The sequence below is a fragment of the Rhizobacter sp. LjRoot28 genome (assembly GCF_964253025.1).
In the GTDB taxonomy this organism is placed as follows: domain Bacteria; phylum Pseudomonadota; class Gammaproteobacteria; order Burkholderiales; family Burkholderiaceae_C; genus Rhizobacter.
Window position 1 is genome coordinate 1,010,670 of sequence record NZ_CAXUQC020000001.1, and the last position, 13,552, is coordinate 1,024,221.

The 13,552-nt window shown below is 69.2% G+C and carries 10 protein-coding genes; 6 read left to right on the plus strand and 4 right to left on the minus strand.

Features of this window, described 5'->3' with window-relative positions; all coding sequences use genetic code 11:
* The first annotated feature begins 101 nt into the window (after window positions 1-101).
* From ACSQ2F_RS04830 to ACSQ2F_RS04845, 4 genes are all read left to right on the plus strand, one after another.
* On the plus strand, window positions 102-3,341 hold the full coding sequence (locus ACSQ2F_RS04830; protein ID WP_436020334.1) for a response regulator: 3,240 nt from the start codon (window positions 102-104) through the stop codon (window positions 3,339-3,341).
* The gene (locus tag ACSQ2F_RS04835; protein ID WP_436020336.1) at window positions 3,334-5,607 is read left to right on the plus strand and encodes a putative bifunctional diguanylate cyclase/phosphodiesterase; all 2,274 of its coding nucleotides are present in this window, start codon (window positions 3,334-3,336) and stop codon (window positions 5,605-5,607) included. The genes ACSQ2F_RS04830 and ACSQ2F_RS04835 overlap by 8 nt, the downstream gene beginning before the upstream one ends.
* A gap of 95 nt (window positions 5,608-5,702) precedes the next feature.
* Window positions 5,703-7,550 carry a diguanylate cyclase domain-containing protein gene (locus tag ACSQ2F_RS04840; protein WP_436020338.1) on the plus strand — a complete coding sequence of 616 codons (1,848 nt, stop codon included), beginning with the start codon at window positions 5,703-5,705 and terminating at the stop codon, window positions 7,548-7,550.
* Between the two features lie 13 nt (window positions 7,551-7,563).
* Window positions 7,564-8,127 carry a hemerythrin domain-containing protein gene (locus tag ACSQ2F_RS04845; protein ID WP_436020340.1) on the plus strand — a complete coding sequence of 188 codons (564 nt, stop codon included), beginning with the start codon at window positions 7,564-7,566 and terminating at the stop codon, window positions 8,125-8,127.
* Window positions 8,128-8,269: 142 nt separating this feature from the next.
* Here the strand turns inward: ACSQ2F_RS04845 and ACSQ2F_RS04850 are convergent, their stop codons facing one another.
* The 4 genes from ACSQ2F_RS04850 to ACSQ2F_RS04865 all read right to left on the minus strand — a co-directional run bounded on the left by ACSQ2F_RS04850 (window position 8,270) and on the right by ACSQ2F_RS04865 (window position 12,339).
* Window positions 8,270-10,417 (minus strand): bifunctional 2',3'-cyclic-nucleotide 2'-phosphodiesterase/3'-nucleotidase, encoded by a 2,148-nt coding sequence (locus ACSQ2F_RS04850; protein WP_436020342.1) that lies wholly within the window; start codon window positions 10,415-10,417, stop codon window positions 8,270-8,272.
* Window positions 10,418-10,680: 263 nt separating this feature from the next.
* Window positions 10,681-11,016, minus strand: a complete 336-nt coding sequence (locus ACSQ2F_RS04855) for a YnfA family protein (RefSeq protein WP_436020344.1) — start codon at window positions 11,014-11,016, stop codon at window positions 10,681-10,683.
* A gap of 43 nt (window positions 11,017-11,059) precedes the next feature.
* Window positions 11,060-12,115, minus strand: coding sequence for a 6-phosphofructokinase (locus ACSQ2F_RS04860; protein WP_436020346.1), 1,056 nt, complete (start codon window positions 12,113-12,115; stop codon window positions 11,060-11,062).
* The gene (locus ACSQ2F_RS04865; RefSeq protein ID WP_436020348.1) at window positions 12,061-12,339 is read right to left on the minus strand and encodes a hypothetical protein; all 279 of its coding nucleotides are present in this window, start codon (window positions 12,337-12,339) and stop codon (window positions 12,061-12,063) included. Before ACSQ2F_RS04865 ends, ACSQ2F_RS04860 begins: the two co-directional genes overlap by 55 nt.
* Window positions 12,340-12,462: 123 nt before the next feature.
* Here ACSQ2F_RS04865 and ACSQ2F_RS04870 point away from each other — a divergent pair, with 123 nt between their 5' ends.
* Together ACSQ2F_RS04870 and ACSQ2F_RS04875 are read left to right on the plus strand one after the other, a co-directional pair.
* Window positions 12,463-13,197 (plus strand): AzlC family ABC transporter permease, encoded by a 735-nt coding sequence (locus tag ACSQ2F_RS04870; RefSeq protein WP_436020350.1) that lies wholly within the window; start codon window positions 12,463-12,465, stop codon window positions 13,195-13,197.
* The gene (locus ACSQ2F_RS04875) at window positions 13,194-13,493 is read left to right on the plus strand and encodes an AzlD family protein (protein WP_436020352.1); all 300 of its coding nucleotides are present in this window, start codon (window positions 13,194-13,196) and stop codon (window positions 13,491-13,493) included. The genes ACSQ2F_RS04870 and ACSQ2F_RS04875 overlap by 4 nt, the downstream gene beginning before the upstream one ends.
* Window positions 13,494-13,552 lie beyond the last annotated feature (59 nt).

Below are 13,552 nucleotides of genomic sequence, written 5' to 3' on the forward strand. Positions count from 1 at the left end.
TTTTCGACTCGCACACCGAATACAGTACGAAGAACGCGCGTCCTGCGGGACGCTGTTTCCGCCGGCCGATCCCGGCCCGCTCCTCCCGTCCGAAGCCCTCGATGCCCGAACCGCTGTCCCGTCCGCCCGAGGGTGTCGCCGCCAATTGGCTTGCCCTGCTGCACGAGTTGTCGCGGCTGGGGCGGCAGCTCGCGCCAGGGGGTGATCCCCTGGACGACGCGCTGGCCATCCTGGTGCGGCAATTGCCCGCCGCAGCCGGCGGCGTGTTCCGTCGGTTCGACGCGGCCGACGAAGCGCTCGGCGGGCCGTTCATCGGTCCGGCCGGCGAATCCATGCAGGTCGCCCCCGAATCCCTGCTGGGTGTCGCGGCGCTGGCGCAGCGTCCGCTCGTGGAAGCCGCGGGCGACGGCCACACGGTGTGGGTGCCCGTCTGCGGACAGCACCGGGTCGAGGCGGTGGTCCGGCTCGAAGCGGTGCCCTGGGCCGCTGGCACCCCGGGTTTCCTCGACGCCCTCGAGACGGTCGGCCTGACGCTCGGCATGCTGGTGGAGCGCCCGGCCCGCACTCCCAACGAACGGCAGTTCCTGACGGCGTTGATGGAGCAGATGCCCGTCGGACTGCTCGTGTTCGACCTCCCGTCGCTGCGCATCGTCCACCTCAATCCGCACGCCGAGACCGAACTCGGCCTGGCCGGGAACGATCTCCTCGGGCGCACGCTCGCCACGGCCTTCGGCGAAGGCGCAGCCGGGCATGACGCCGCAGCGATCCAGCGCGCGCTCGCCGAACCGGTCACCGTCGAGGCGGACATCGAGCTGGCGGACGGGTCGGGGCGGCGCGTCATCAACATGCGGCACGTCGCGTTGCGTCGGAAGGACGGTAGCCCGCGCTGGCTGATTGCCCTCGTGCGCGACGTCACCGCACAGCGCGCCGCCGAGCGCGACCTGCAGGAGTCCGATCGCCGGTTCCGGGAGTTCGCCGAATCGATGGATGACGTCCTGTTCGTCACCAACCCGGCGCGGGACCAGTTCCACTTCCTCTCCAGCGTGCGCAACGACGGATGGGGTGCGACGCGCGAAGGCCTCGTCAACCGCCGGCTCGACTTCATGCAGGCCATGACGACGCACCCGGACGACCGCGTGCTGGTGCGCCAGCGGATGGCCGCCGAGGAACGACTGGAACCGACTGACGTGAGCTACCGGGCGATGCACCCGGTCAAGGGCGAGCGGTGGCTGCGCACCCGCACCCGGTCGCGCCGCATGCCCGATGGCGAAGTCAGGGTCTACGGGCTGGTGTCCGACGTGACGGACGAACGCCGTCGCCAGATGGAACTGCAGGCCGCCCGCGACGCGGCCGAATCGGCCAGCCAGGCCAAGAGCCAGTTCATGGCCAACATGAGCCACGAGATTCGCACGCCCATGAACGGGATTCTCGGCATGACGGAGCTGCTGCTCGGCACGACGCTGTCCGACAAGCAGCGCCGCTTCGTGCAGGCGGTGTACCGCTCGGGCGAGTCGCTCCTGGAGATCATCAACGACATCCTGGATTTCTCCCGCATCGAGGCAGGCGGGGTGGAAGTGGCCCGGGTCGACTTCGTGCTGCGGGCCGTCGTGGAGGACATCCTCGAGCTGCTGGCGCCCCGGGCGCATGAGAAGAAGCTCGAACTGGGCTTCCGTGAAGCCGCGGGCCTGCCGGAGCGCTTCACCGGCGACCCGCTGCGTCTGCGCCAGGTGCTCACGAACCTGGTGGCCAATGCCATCAAGTTCACCGAGCAGGGCGAGGTGTCCGTGGACGTGCGGCGCCGCCCGGGTGGCCCCGATGACGCCCTCGAATTCGTCGTGCGCGACACCGGCATCGGTATCGACCCGGAGGTGTTGCCGCGCCTGTTCAGCGCCTTTACGCAGGGCAGCATGGGCATGGCGCGCCGGTATGGCGGCACGGGCCTCGGCCTGACCATCAGCAAGCAGCTCGTCGAACTCATGGGTGGCCAGATCGAGGTGCGGAGCCGACCGGGGCAGGGCTCGGAGTTCACCTTCTGGATCCCGCTCGGCAGCCTTGCCGGCGAGGCACCGAGCCAGCCGGCCGAACTGGTGCCGCTGCCCCGGCTCAAGGTGCTCGTGGTCGACGACCTGGAGACCAATCGCGAGGTGCTCGACGACATGCTGCGCAGCTGGGGCCTCCAGGTCGTCACTGCGCAGGATGGCCGGGAGGGCCTGCGCCGGCTCGACGCCACGTCGCCCGGCGACACCGGCTTCGACGTGGCGCTGGTCGACATGCACATGCCGCATGTCGACGGGCTGGCCTTCGCCCGGGCCCTGCGCGCTGGCGGCCGCCATGCCGACTTGAGGCTGGTGCTGCTGTCCTCCTCGCCGGACGATGTGCGCACCGCGTACGACGTCGGCTACGATCGGTTCATCGCCAAACCGGTGCGAAAGGCTGAATTGCGACAGGCGTTGCACGCCGTATCGGCCGGTCGGGCGCAGGGCCCCCGGTTGACGGCGCGGCTGAACGCCCACATCCTTGTGATCGAGGACAACAGCGTCAATCAGGAGGTGATCGGACAGATGCTGCGGGCCCTCGGTTGCCGGGTGCAGTTGTGTGCCAGCGGACTGGCCGGCCTTCGGGCCTTGTGCGAAACCCGTTTCGACCTCGTGCTGATGGACATTCAGATGCCGGGGATGGATGGAGTGGAGGCATTGAGCTGGTTCCGCCAGGGCAAGACCCGGCGCTTCCACTTCATCACGCCGACGAGCACGCCGGTCATCGCCGTCACCGCCAACGCGCTCGAAGGCGACGAACAGCGATTCCTCGGCCAGGGATTCGATGGTTATCTGTCCAAACCGTTTCGACAAAGTCAATTGCACGCCATGCTGACCCAACACCTTCGCCCCTCGGCCGCCGAGGACGCCGGCAGCGCCGGCAGCTCCGGCAGCTCCGGCCCGGCTTCAGCTCCGGCGCCGGCCCCTTCGTCGGCGGCCGTGCCGGCCGGTGAGGGCAGCGTTCTGGACGCCCAGGCCCTCGGTCGGCTGCGCGAACTCGACCCCACGGGCGAGAACCGCCTGATGGAACGTGTCGTGTCTGCCTTCGAGACCTCGGTGACCCGGCTGATGCCGCAGCTCGACGAAGCCCTGCAGGCCGGCGAATTGCCGGGCATTCGCCACGTAGCCCACACTTTAAAATCCTCCTCGGCCAGCATGGGAGCCGTTAAGCTGTCGAAAATGTGTTCCGAACTCGAAACCATGGCTCGCCAGGGACAGTCCGACGGCATGAGCGAACGCGTGGCCCAATTGCAAGCGGAGGTCGAGATCGTGCGCGTGGCCTTGAAGCGCATGCTCGATGCCTGACATGACCTCGAGCGCCGCGTTGGTGGACGACGATCCGCTGGTTCAACCTCGGGTGCTCCTCGTCGATGACGACGAAGTCAACCTCCTGCTGACGGCCATCGCGCTGCGTGAGCGCGGGTTTTCGATTACCGAGGCGACGAGCGGCGAACGCGCCATCCAGCTGCTGGCCGACTGGCTGCCCGACGTCGTCGTGCTCGATGCGCTGATGCCGGGACTCGACGGCTTCGAGACCTGTCGGGAGCTGCGCCACCTGCCCGGTTTCGAATCGCTTCCGGTGCTGATGCTCACCGGCCTGGACGACGACGCCTCCATCACCCGGGCCTACGAGGCCGGTGCCACCGACTTCTTCGTCAAGTCCACCCAGTGGAGCCTGCTGGCCGGACGCCTGCGCTACCTGCTGCGCTCGTCCCGCACCCGCCAGGAGCTCGAGCGCAGCAAGTCCAAGCTGGCCCGCGCCCAGGACCTGGCCCGCATGGGCAGCTTCGACTGGCGCAAGGGGCAGGGCAGCCCGGTGTTCTCGGTCGAGGGCCTGCGCGTGTTCGGGCTGAGCGCCAACGACGCGCCGACCATGCGTGAGGTGCTGCGCATGATTCCGCCGGACGACCGCGACGGTTTCATGATGGTCGTGCACGAGGTGCTGCGCCACAGCTCGGTCCTGGCGACCGACATCCCGGTGGCCCTGCCCGACGGTCGGCAGCAGCGCATCCTGCACGTCGAAGCCGAACCGGAGTTCAACGAGCACGGCGTGATGTCCGGCTACACCGGCATCGTCCAGGACGTCACCGACCGCCGTCTGGCCGAAGACAAGATCAGGCATCTGGCCAACTTCGATGCGCTCACCGGCCTGCCGAACCGCCGCCAGTTGATCTGGCGTGCCGAGCGCGCGTTGGAGCACGCGCGTCGCCTGGACCATCCGGTCGCGCTGCTCCTGATCGACCTGGATCGCTTCAAGATCATCAACGACACCCTGGGCCATGGCGCCGGGGACGAGCTCCTCATGGAAGTGTCGCGCCGACTGCGGTCGTGCGTGCGGCACTCCGACCAGGTCATGGAAAGCTCCATCGAGGCGATGGGCTCGCGCTCGCACCGCACCCTCGAAGCCGTCGGACGGCTCGGCGGCGACGAGTTCGTGGCCCTGCTGCCCGAGGTGGCCGACGAGAGCGATGCCGAGCGGGTGGCCGACCGCATTCTCGAGGTGATGCGCGAGCCCATCTTCGTGGGCGGCCAGGAGTGCTTCGTCACGGCCAGCGTGGGCATCGCCATGTTCCCGCGCGATGGCACGACCGTCGCCGACCTGATGCGCAACTCCGACGTGGCGATGTACTCGGTCAAGGCCCAGGGTCGCAACGCCGCGTTGCTGTACCGCCCGGCGCTCGCTGGCAAGGGCCGCGAGAAGCTGGAGCTCGAAAGCGCGCTGCACAAGGCCATCGAGCGCAACGAGATGGTGCTGCACTACCAGCCCAAGATCGATGTGCGCGGCGCCCGCATGGTGGGCGTGGAGGCGCTGATGCGATGGCAGCGCGGCAGCACGCTGGTGCCGCCAGGCGACTTCATTCCGCTCGCCGAGGAAACCGGCCTCATCGTGCCCCTGAGCGAGTGGGCCATCCGTGAGGCGGCCCGCCAGGCCCGCATCTGGCAGGACAACTTCGGCTTCTCCGACTCCATCGCAGTCAACCTGCCGAACCGGCTCTTCGAGCGCACCGACCTGGTCGAGCACATCCACCAGGCCGTCACCGCCTACGACGTGCCGCACCGCGCCATCGAGCTCGAGATCACCGAGACGGGTCTGATGAAGGACCTGCAGAACGTCATTCCCTCATTGCACCGGCTCAACGAGATCGGCGTCGAGATCTCCATCGATGACTTCGGCACCGGCTATTCGTCGCTCGCCTACCTGACCACGCTGCCCATCAGCGAACTCAAGATCGACCGCTCCTTCGTGCGCGACCTTGGCATGACGCCGCAGAGCTCGGCCGTCGTGACGGCCATCATCGCGCTGGCCCGCTCACTCGGGCTGCGCGTGATTGCCGAAGGGGTGGAGAACATGCGACAGATGGAGGTGCTGCACCGGCTCGGCTGTGGCGTCATGCAGGGCTTCCTGTTCAGCAAGGCGCTGCCGCCCGACGCGCTCGAGCAGTGGTTGAACCAGACCGTGCTGCCCCGCAAAGCGCCGTGGATCGTCAATGCCGACGAAGCGGACGCTGCCGACGCCTTGCGCTCCATCGCCGAGGCGCGCAGTGCCCGCTTCAACAACCCACCGGGCTGACGCGGCCGGCGCCGGCGCCTTGCGCCCGTCGACCCCGTGTTCCCCGATCTGATTCCGCTCCGTTCGAGCACTTCGCGACCCGCCAGCCTCCCCTGATGGACCCGACCCGCGCAGCCCCACCGCGACCCGCCCCGTCCGACGCCCTCGCACCGCAGCTGGCCAAGGCCGCCTTGCGGCGGCTGGCCCTCGAAAAACTCCAGCCCACGCCCGAGAACTACGCCCGCGCCTACCAGCTCGAGGCCGGCGGGGCACCTCCGGCGGCGCTCCCGTCAGCGGCGCTGCCGACGCTGGACGCGCTGCTGGCGCGTGCGGTTCCGGCGGCCGAACCCGAAGTCCGGGCCGAGCTCAAGGATGCGTTGGTGCATGGCGACTGGAGTGCGGCGGAGCGTCTCGTCGACACCCAGCCCACATCGCAGCAGCAAGGCGTGGCACTGGCCGAACTCATCGAGCGCATCGTGCGCGGTGTTCAGCAAGGCGGCCGCCAGTGGACCAGCGCCCGCAAGAAGGACAGTCTGGCGCGCGTGCTCGCCAGCACGCGAAGCGATCCACGCCGCCTGCAGCAGCGCCTCGGCCAATTGGTCCTCGGCTGGGAGACCGACACGCCCGACGAGGCGGTCGAGACCGATGCCGCGCCCTTCGACGACCGACCCCAGTCGGCGCATGCACCGCTCGTTGCCGAGCCAGCCCTTGAGCCCATCCACCTCGATGCGGAGGGGCCGGACGCGCAGGCCCCGGCGCTGTCGGCGGATGCGCCCCTCTGGCAGGCCCTCGTCGACGAACTGGGCAGCACGGTGCAGCAGGCCTTGCCGCCGCCGCCCTCGCCGAGCACCGAACTGGCCGCCGAGATCGCCGCCATCACCGAAGAACTCCGCCACAGCGGACCCAACCGGTCGCAGTCCGAGCAGATGGCACAGCTCTGCCAGCGCGCCCAACGCGTGCTGCAGCACCGACATCACCTCGTCGACCAGCTCGGTGGCCTGTGCAAGCAGCTCGCCGCCAGCCTGACCGACCTGGCGGAGGACGACAGCTGGGCGCAAGGCCAAATGGGCGCCGTGGTGCAGGAGATCGAGTTCGGCCTGACCGCCCGCAGCATCCGCACGGTGAGCGAAATGCTCGACAACACCCGTGAGCGCCAGCATGCACTGCGCGTCGAACGCGGCCAGGCACGCGATGCGCTCAAGGCGCTGATCAACCAGATGCTGAGCGAGATCGGGGAGCTGGGCTCGCAGACCGGTCGCTTCCACGAGAACCTCGGCCGCTACGCCGGTGTCATCGACAAGGCCGATTCCCTGGAGAGCCTGGCCGGCGTGGTGCGCGAGATGGTGGCCGAGAGCCGCACCGTGCAGACGGTGGTGCAGCAGGCCCAGGGCCGGCTGCAGTATGAGCATGCACGCGCGACGGGCCTGTCCGAACGGGTGGTGGAGCTTGAAACCGAGTTGCGCCGCCTCTCCCAGGAGGTCTCCACCGACCAGCTCACCCAGATCGCGAACCGGCGCGGTCTGCTGCAGGCGTTCGACGCCGAGCGCGCGCGCCTCGAGCGCAGCGGTGCACCGCTCGCCATCGGCCTGCTCGACGTCGACAACTTCAAGCGCCTGAACGACGATCTCGGCCATGCGGCCGGTGACATGGCGCTCAAGTCGTTGGCGGCGGCGGTCAGCAAGGCCCTGCGCCCGACCGACCTCGTGGCCCGCTACGGTGGCGAGGAGTTCGTGGTGCTGCTGCCCGACACCCCGCTCGACGAGGGCGAGCAGATCCTGACCCGACTGCAGCGTTCGCTCACCGGCAGCCTCTTCATGCACGAGCAACGGCAGGTGTTCGTCACCTTCTCCGCCGGCGTCACCGCCTACCGTGCCGGCGAGCGCATCGAGGCCGCCCTGGAGCGCGCCGACGAAGCCTTGTACGAGGCCAAGCGCACGGGCAAGAACCGCACGTGCGTTGGATGAGCGCCGCCAGGCCATGACACCACGCGCCTTCGGCCACGCGTCGCCGGCGGTGGGCTTCGAGGTGCCGCTCGAGATGCTCTCGGCCTGCCACGGCCGCGTCGAGGCGCAGTGCGCCACGCTGCGCCGGCTCGGGGGCCACGTGGCCGCGAACGGCGCGGACCTGTCCGCTCGGCAGGCCGCTGCGGCAGTCATCCGCTACTTCACCCTGGCGGCGCCGCATCATCATGCCGACGAGGAGGCCGACCTCTTCCCGGCCCTGCGGGCCGCAGGCGCCACCGGATCGCTGCTGCACCTGATGGACGACCTCACCGCGGACCACCGCCAACTGGAACAGTATTGGGCGGGCCTTCATGCGGCACTCGAAGCCCTGGCCGCCGGGCAGCTGCCCGGTCCCTCCTGGGAGACCGAGGTGGAGCGCTTCACCGCGCTGTACGAAGCGCACATCGCTCGCGAGGAGGCAGACCTGCTGCCAGCGGCGCGACAGTGCCTGCAGGCCGAGGCGCTGGACGCGGTGGGCCGCGCCATGCGGCAGCGACGAGGCGTGGCCCTGCCGGACGAGGATCCGCCGCCGCGCTGAATGCCCACGCGGCTGCGCAGCACAGCCAGGCCTGGCAGTCGCCCGCTGAACCTTCACGCCATGACGAAGGGCGCTCCGTGGAGCGCCCGTGGTTGCCATGCGTGGCGCACCGGCCGCCCGATCGCCGGACGGCCGTCGGTCATCACTGGTTCAGGTCGACGCGGTAGATGGTGTAGCTGCCGTCACCGGCGTTGACGCCGGTGTCGTCCGCCCGATCGACGCTGATGTTGCTCAGGCCCGCGGCTTGCGCGATCGCCAGCGAGTCCTTGGCCGACTTGAACAGCACCTTGCCGGCGGTCGCGACCTTGGTGAAGCGCCAGCTGCGGGCCGAGCCGTTGGCGGCGCGCGTGATGTTCTGCTGGCGCTTGACGTAGTTCAGCACCACCTCGCGGTTCGCGTCGGGCGCGGCCCAGACGATGTCGAACGCCTTGCCGGTGCCCAGGATGAACGGGGCACTGCTGTTGGCGCGGTAGTTGTTGGTGGCGACGATGAACTCCTGCGCGGCTGTCATCGGCTGGCCCTTGTAGGTCAGGTTCTTGATGCGCTCGCCGCCCTTGCTCGGGTCGTTGACGTTGTACTTGGGTTGCGTCACGTCGATTTCGTAGCTGATATCGGGCGAGGTGAAGGCGTCGAAGTTGTAGCCCGGGAAGGACGAGCCAGGCTGCACGCCGGTCTTGCTGTCGTTGATGAGCCACTGGTCGGTGGTCTTGGCCGGGTCGATCTGGTTGAACCGGTTGGCCGCGTTCTCCAGCCACTGCTTGACCTGTGCACCGTTCACCTTCACCGCGTGGATGGTGTTGTTGTCGTACAGGTAGAGGTCGGCCGCCGCGGCCACGGACAGGGTGCCCTCGGCCACGTTGGTGTAGTCGACGCTGCTGGCATAGCCGTCCTTGAACGGTGCGGTGACTGACAGCACCGGCAGGCTCGCGTACTGCGGCAGGCTGTTCTGGACGTACTGGGCCACGTATTCCTGCTGGGCCTGGTTGACGACCTGCAGCGCGGCCGGGTCGCCCAGGTCGGCGAACATGGAGGCCAGGCGGAAGTCGCTGCTGCCGATGGGGGACGAGACGTAGGCGCGGGTCTTGTCGTGCAGGGACTGCATTGCCGTCACCACCGCGGCGTCCGACGCGACATACTCGGCGCCGTTCTGGATGTTGCGCACGTCGACAGCGGTCTTGGCCGTATCGATCGACCACTTCTTCGCCGCGCCGTCCCACTGGAGGGTGTAGCTGATGACCCCCAGCCCCTTGCCCCAGGAGCTGGCCATCACGGCCGGCACGCCGTTGACGGTGCCGCGCGCGTTGTCCACGCCTTCGGCCTTGTAGGCCGGGTTGGTGCCGCGGTTGGGGAACACGTTGTGCTCGTGGCCCATCACGATGCCGTCGATGCCCGGCACTTCCTTGGTGATGTAGTAGCCGGGGTTCTCCATGTTGACGCTGTAGCCGCCGGTGGACATGCCACCGTGCAGCAGCACGAACACCACGTCGGCTCCCTTGGCGCGGATCTCGGGCACGTACTTGCGTGCGGTCTCCAGGCCGTCCTGGGTGCTGACCTTGCCTTCGAGCTTGTCCTTGTCCCAGTTGAGGATGCCCGGGGTGGTCAGGCCCAGCACGCCGATCTTGATGGGCACCTTGCCGCTCGAGCCATCGGCCAGGGTGACGGTGAGGTTGCGCTCCAGGATGACGTACGGTTCGATCAGCGGCTTGCCGGTCTTCAGGCTCGTGACGTTGGCCGTCACCATCGGAAAGCCGGGGCCGTTCGCCTTGATGCCGGCGGCGGGGTCCACGCCGGCGACGTCCAGCCCGCCACCGAGGATCTGGTTCAGGTAGGGCAGGCCGAAGTTGAATTCGTGGTTGCCCAGCACGCCCGCGTCGTACTTCAGCGTGGCCATCGCCTTGTACATGGTGAGCTGTTGCGTGGCCGGGATCGGGGCGACCTGCGCTTCATAGGTCCCGAGCACCGTGCCCTGCACGGTGTCGCCGTTGTCGACCAGCAGGGTATTCGCAAACTCGGTGCGGGCCTGATGGATCAGCGTGGCGGTGCGCTCCAGGCCGACGCCCTTGTCTTCCTTGTCGGCGTAGTAGTTGTAGCTGCGGCCGTAGTAGTGCAGGTCGGTCGTCTCCAGCAGGGCGAGCTGCGCGGTGGCGTTCTGGGTCACCGGGGCCGGACCCGGCGTGGGCGCCGCATCGTCGTCACCGCCGCAGGCGGACAGGGCCAGCGCGGTGCTCAGGGCGAGCACGGCTTGCCAACGGGGGCGGGGGAAGGGCGGTGTGGAGACGTCGTGCGACATGAAGAATTCCGGGTAGGGCAGCATCTGAAGGCTGCGAGGAAGATCTGCGTGGCGCGCTGTCGCGCCGCCACGGGCAGCTCACCATTCTTCCCGCCGGTCTTGACATCTCTGTGAAACGGAACAGGCACCCTCATTCCGACCGGACTTCCGCCGACAGCGGCTCGGCGACGTCGGCTGTTCGATCGGCCGCATGCACGGCCCGCTTCGGCGACGTCGTCAGACCTGGCGGGACCGGTGCACGGCAGCGTGCCGGCCCGCGCCTCTCAACCGGCGCTTCGCGAGCCGCCCATGATGATCGCCACGCCGGCGAGGCAGACCGCCGCGCCGACCCAGTCGCTCGTCGTCGGCGTGATCCGGTCGACCGCCCAGAGCCACAGGATGGCCACGCCGATGTACACGCCACCGTAGGCCGCATAGATGCGTCCCGCAGCAGTGGGGTGCAGGGTGAGGAGCCATGCGAAGAGCGCGAGGCTCGCGCAGGCGGGCACGAGCAACCAGGCCGTGCGCCCCTGCTTCAGCCACAGATAGGGCAGGTAGCAGCCGACGATCTCGGCCACGGCGGTGGCGACGAAGAGGGCAAAGGTCTTGAACAGGTCCATGCGGGGATTGTCGATCGCGCTGCCGAAGCGGGTACCTCGGGGCTCAACCGTCCCCGAGCGAGATGCCGATGCGACGGGCGCAGAGGAGCAGCGGATGGTCGCCCGGCACGGTCCGGGTTCGGTTCGCCACCGAGTCGAGCGGCACCTGACCGGTGCGGCCCTGTTCGAGCGACACCATGTGGCCCCAGGCGCCGGACAGCACCAACGCGGCACCGGCATCGCCGAGCAGCGTGCCCAGCACGCGGTCGCTCGGCGTCGGGGCGCCGCCTCGCTGCACGTGGCCGAGGATCGTGGTGCGCACCTCGCTCGACACGTGGGGTGTCAGCTGGGCCATCAGCACGTCGGCCACGCCGCCGAGGCGGACGGGCTCGGGGCTGTCTTCCACACGGCGCTGCACCGTCACGTCGGCACCCCGCGCCCGGGCGCCTTCGGCAACGCAGATGACGGTGAAGCGCTGGCGCGCCTCCCGCTCGCGGCAGACCGCGGCGACGCGTGCCACGTCGTACTCGATTTCCGGGATGAGGATGATGTCGGCCGCGGCGGCGACCCCCGCCTCCAGCGCCAGCCAGCCCGCATTGCGCCCCATCGTCTCGACGATCATCACGCGGCCATGGCTCTCACCCGTGGTCTGGACGCGGTCCAGGGAATCGGTGACGGTGGTGACCGCGGTGTCGAAGCCGAGGCTCCGTTCCACATGGGCGATGTCGTTGTCGATGGTCTTGGGCACGCCGACGGTCGGCAAGCCATGGCGGTTCAGCGCGTCGGCGATGGACATGGTGCCGTCGCCGCCGATGGCCACGAGCCCGTCGAGGCCGAGTTCCCTCGCGTAGGCGAGCACCTCGTCGCGACGGTCCCGGCCCTGGTAGCTCAGCGGGCTCACCCGGTTGTTGGTGCGCAGCAGCGTGCCACCGAGCGCGCCGATTCCGCTCACCGCCCGCCAGTCCAGTGGCCGCACCCGCCGCTCGATGAGGCCGAGGTAACCGTCCTCGATGCCGACCACCTCGGCGCCACCCTGGTGGATGAGCGACTTCGTGACCGCGCGGATCACTGCATTGAGGCCCGGGGCGTCGCCGCCCCCGGTGAGTACGCCGATGCGCATGCGGGCTCCTGGTTGATGCGGGTGAGAAGGCCGTCGGCCGCGGTGGCAGCCGCTGGTTCTCCAGGCTCGAGCATATCGCGCCGCCGGAGGGCGATGGCCCACTCAACGGGCAGGCGGAATGTCGAAACGCAGGTGGCCAGTCGCTCGCGGAGGAACTTGTCGGGCGGCTGCGCGTCGATGTGGGCCGGCCGGTCGTCGAACACGTCGCCGAACAGGTCGAGCATCGCGCGCAGTGGTGACGTCGTCCGCCGTCAGGCAACGGGTTTGCAACGAAGAGGAGCTTCGCGGTGACGCCTGACGTGGCCCTGGTCGGGCAGGGGCGCAATGCCTGCCTATAGTGGCGACCCATGACGGCCTCCACCCCATCACCCAGCGGCATCCCCGACACCCGACAGGAATTCAAGCGCGGCCTGGCGGCCGCCGTACCCGTGCTGATCGGGCTAGTTCCCTTTGCCCTCGTCCTGGGGGCCCAGGCCGGCCAGAAGCAGTTGAGCGCGGCCGAGGTGTCCCTGATGGCAGGACTGAACTTCGCCGGCGGGTCGGAGTTCGCTGCCGTCCAGCTGTGGACGTCGCCGCCGCACCTCCTGCTGATCGCTGCGGTCACCCTGCTGGTGAACAGCCGCCACCTGGTGATGGGCGCCGCCTTTGCGCCCTTGATCCGGCACCTGCCTCGCCGCAAGGCGCTGGCGCTGCTGTTCACCCTGTGCGACGAGACCTGGGCCATAGGCCTGGCGGACGCCGACCGCGCCGCGGCCGGTGGGGCGCCGCGACGGCTCAGCCTGCCGTACTACATCGGCGTTTCGTCGGCCTTGTGGCTCGCATGGGTGAGCCTCACGGCCCTGGGTGCCGGGGTGGGTCCGCTGCTCGGCGACCTGCAGGCCTATGGCTTCGACCTGGCGTTCCCCGCAGTCGTGCTGGTGCTGCTCAGCGGGTCCTGGAAAGGATGGCGGGCAGCACGGCCGTGGGCCGTCAGCCTGGCCGTCGCCGCCGCGACGCACCTGCTCGTCGAAGGCGCCTGGTTCGTGATGGCGGGCGCACTGGCCGGCTTGACGGCCGCCTGGTGGTGGGCTCGTCCGCAATGATCGACCCGCACAACCTGGCCAACATCCTCGCGATGGCGGCAGTCACCTACCTGACGCGCGTCCTCGGGTACCTCGCGTTTCGGAACCGGACGCTGACCGCGCGCGCCCGCGCCGTCATGGACTGCGCACCCGGATGCGTTCTCATTTCGATCATCGCGCCAAGCTTCGTCAGTGACCGGCCGGCCGACCTGGCCGCACTCGCCATCACGGCGCTCGCCGCGTCGCGGCTCTCCATGCTGCCGACGGTGCTCATCGCCGTGGGATCGGCGGCCGTGCTGCGTGGCCACTTCGGCTGAGGGAGAGCTCGCCGGGTCGCCGCCACGGCCCAGTCGGCCCTGCGCGGTCGCGCCCCCGT

Excerpts from the sequence above, each read along its gene's own strand:
- ACSQ2F_RS04875 (WP_436020352.1), top strand. The coding sequence starts at position 13,194 with ATGATCGACCCGCACAACCTGGCCAACATCCTCGCGATGGCGGCAGTC.
- ACSQ2F_RS04830 (WP_436020334.1), top strand. The coding sequence starts at position 102 with ATGCCCGAACCGCTGTCCCGTCCGCCCGAGGGTGTCGCCGCCAATTGG.
- ACSQ2F_RS04850 (WP_436020342.1), bottom strand. The coding sequence starts at position 10,417 with ATGTCGCACGACGTCTCCACACCGCCCTTCCCCCGCCCCCGTTGGCAA.
- ACSQ2F_RS04845 (WP_436020340.1), top strand. The coding sequence starts at position 7,564 with ATGACACCACGCGCCTTCGGCCACGCGTCGCCGGCGGTGGGCTTCGAG.
- ACSQ2F_RS04840 (WP_436020338.1), top strand. The coding sequence starts at position 5,703 with ATGGACCCGACCCGCGCAGCCCCACCGCGACCCGCCCCGTCCGACGCC.
- ACSQ2F_RS04870 (WP_436020350.1), top strand. The coding sequence starts at position 12,463 with ATGACGGCCTCCACCCCATCACCCAGCGGCATCCCCGACACCCGACAG.
- ACSQ2F_RS04865 (WP_436020348.1), bottom strand. The coding sequence starts at position 12,339 with ATGCTCGACCTGTTCGGCGACGTGTTCGACGACCGGCCGGCCCACATC.
- ACSQ2F_RS04860 (WP_436020346.1), bottom strand. The coding sequence starts at position 12,115 with ATGCGCATCGGCGTACTCACCGGGGGCGGCGACGCCCCGGGCCTCAAT.
- ACSQ2F_RS04855 (WP_436020344.1), bottom strand. The coding sequence starts at position 11,016 with ATGGACCTGTTCAAGACCTTTGCCCTCTTCGTCGCCACCGCCGTGGCC.
- ACSQ2F_RS04835 (WP_436020336.1), top strand. The coding sequence starts at position 3,334 with ATGCCTGACATGACCTCGAGCGCCGCGTTGGTGGACGACGATCCGCTG.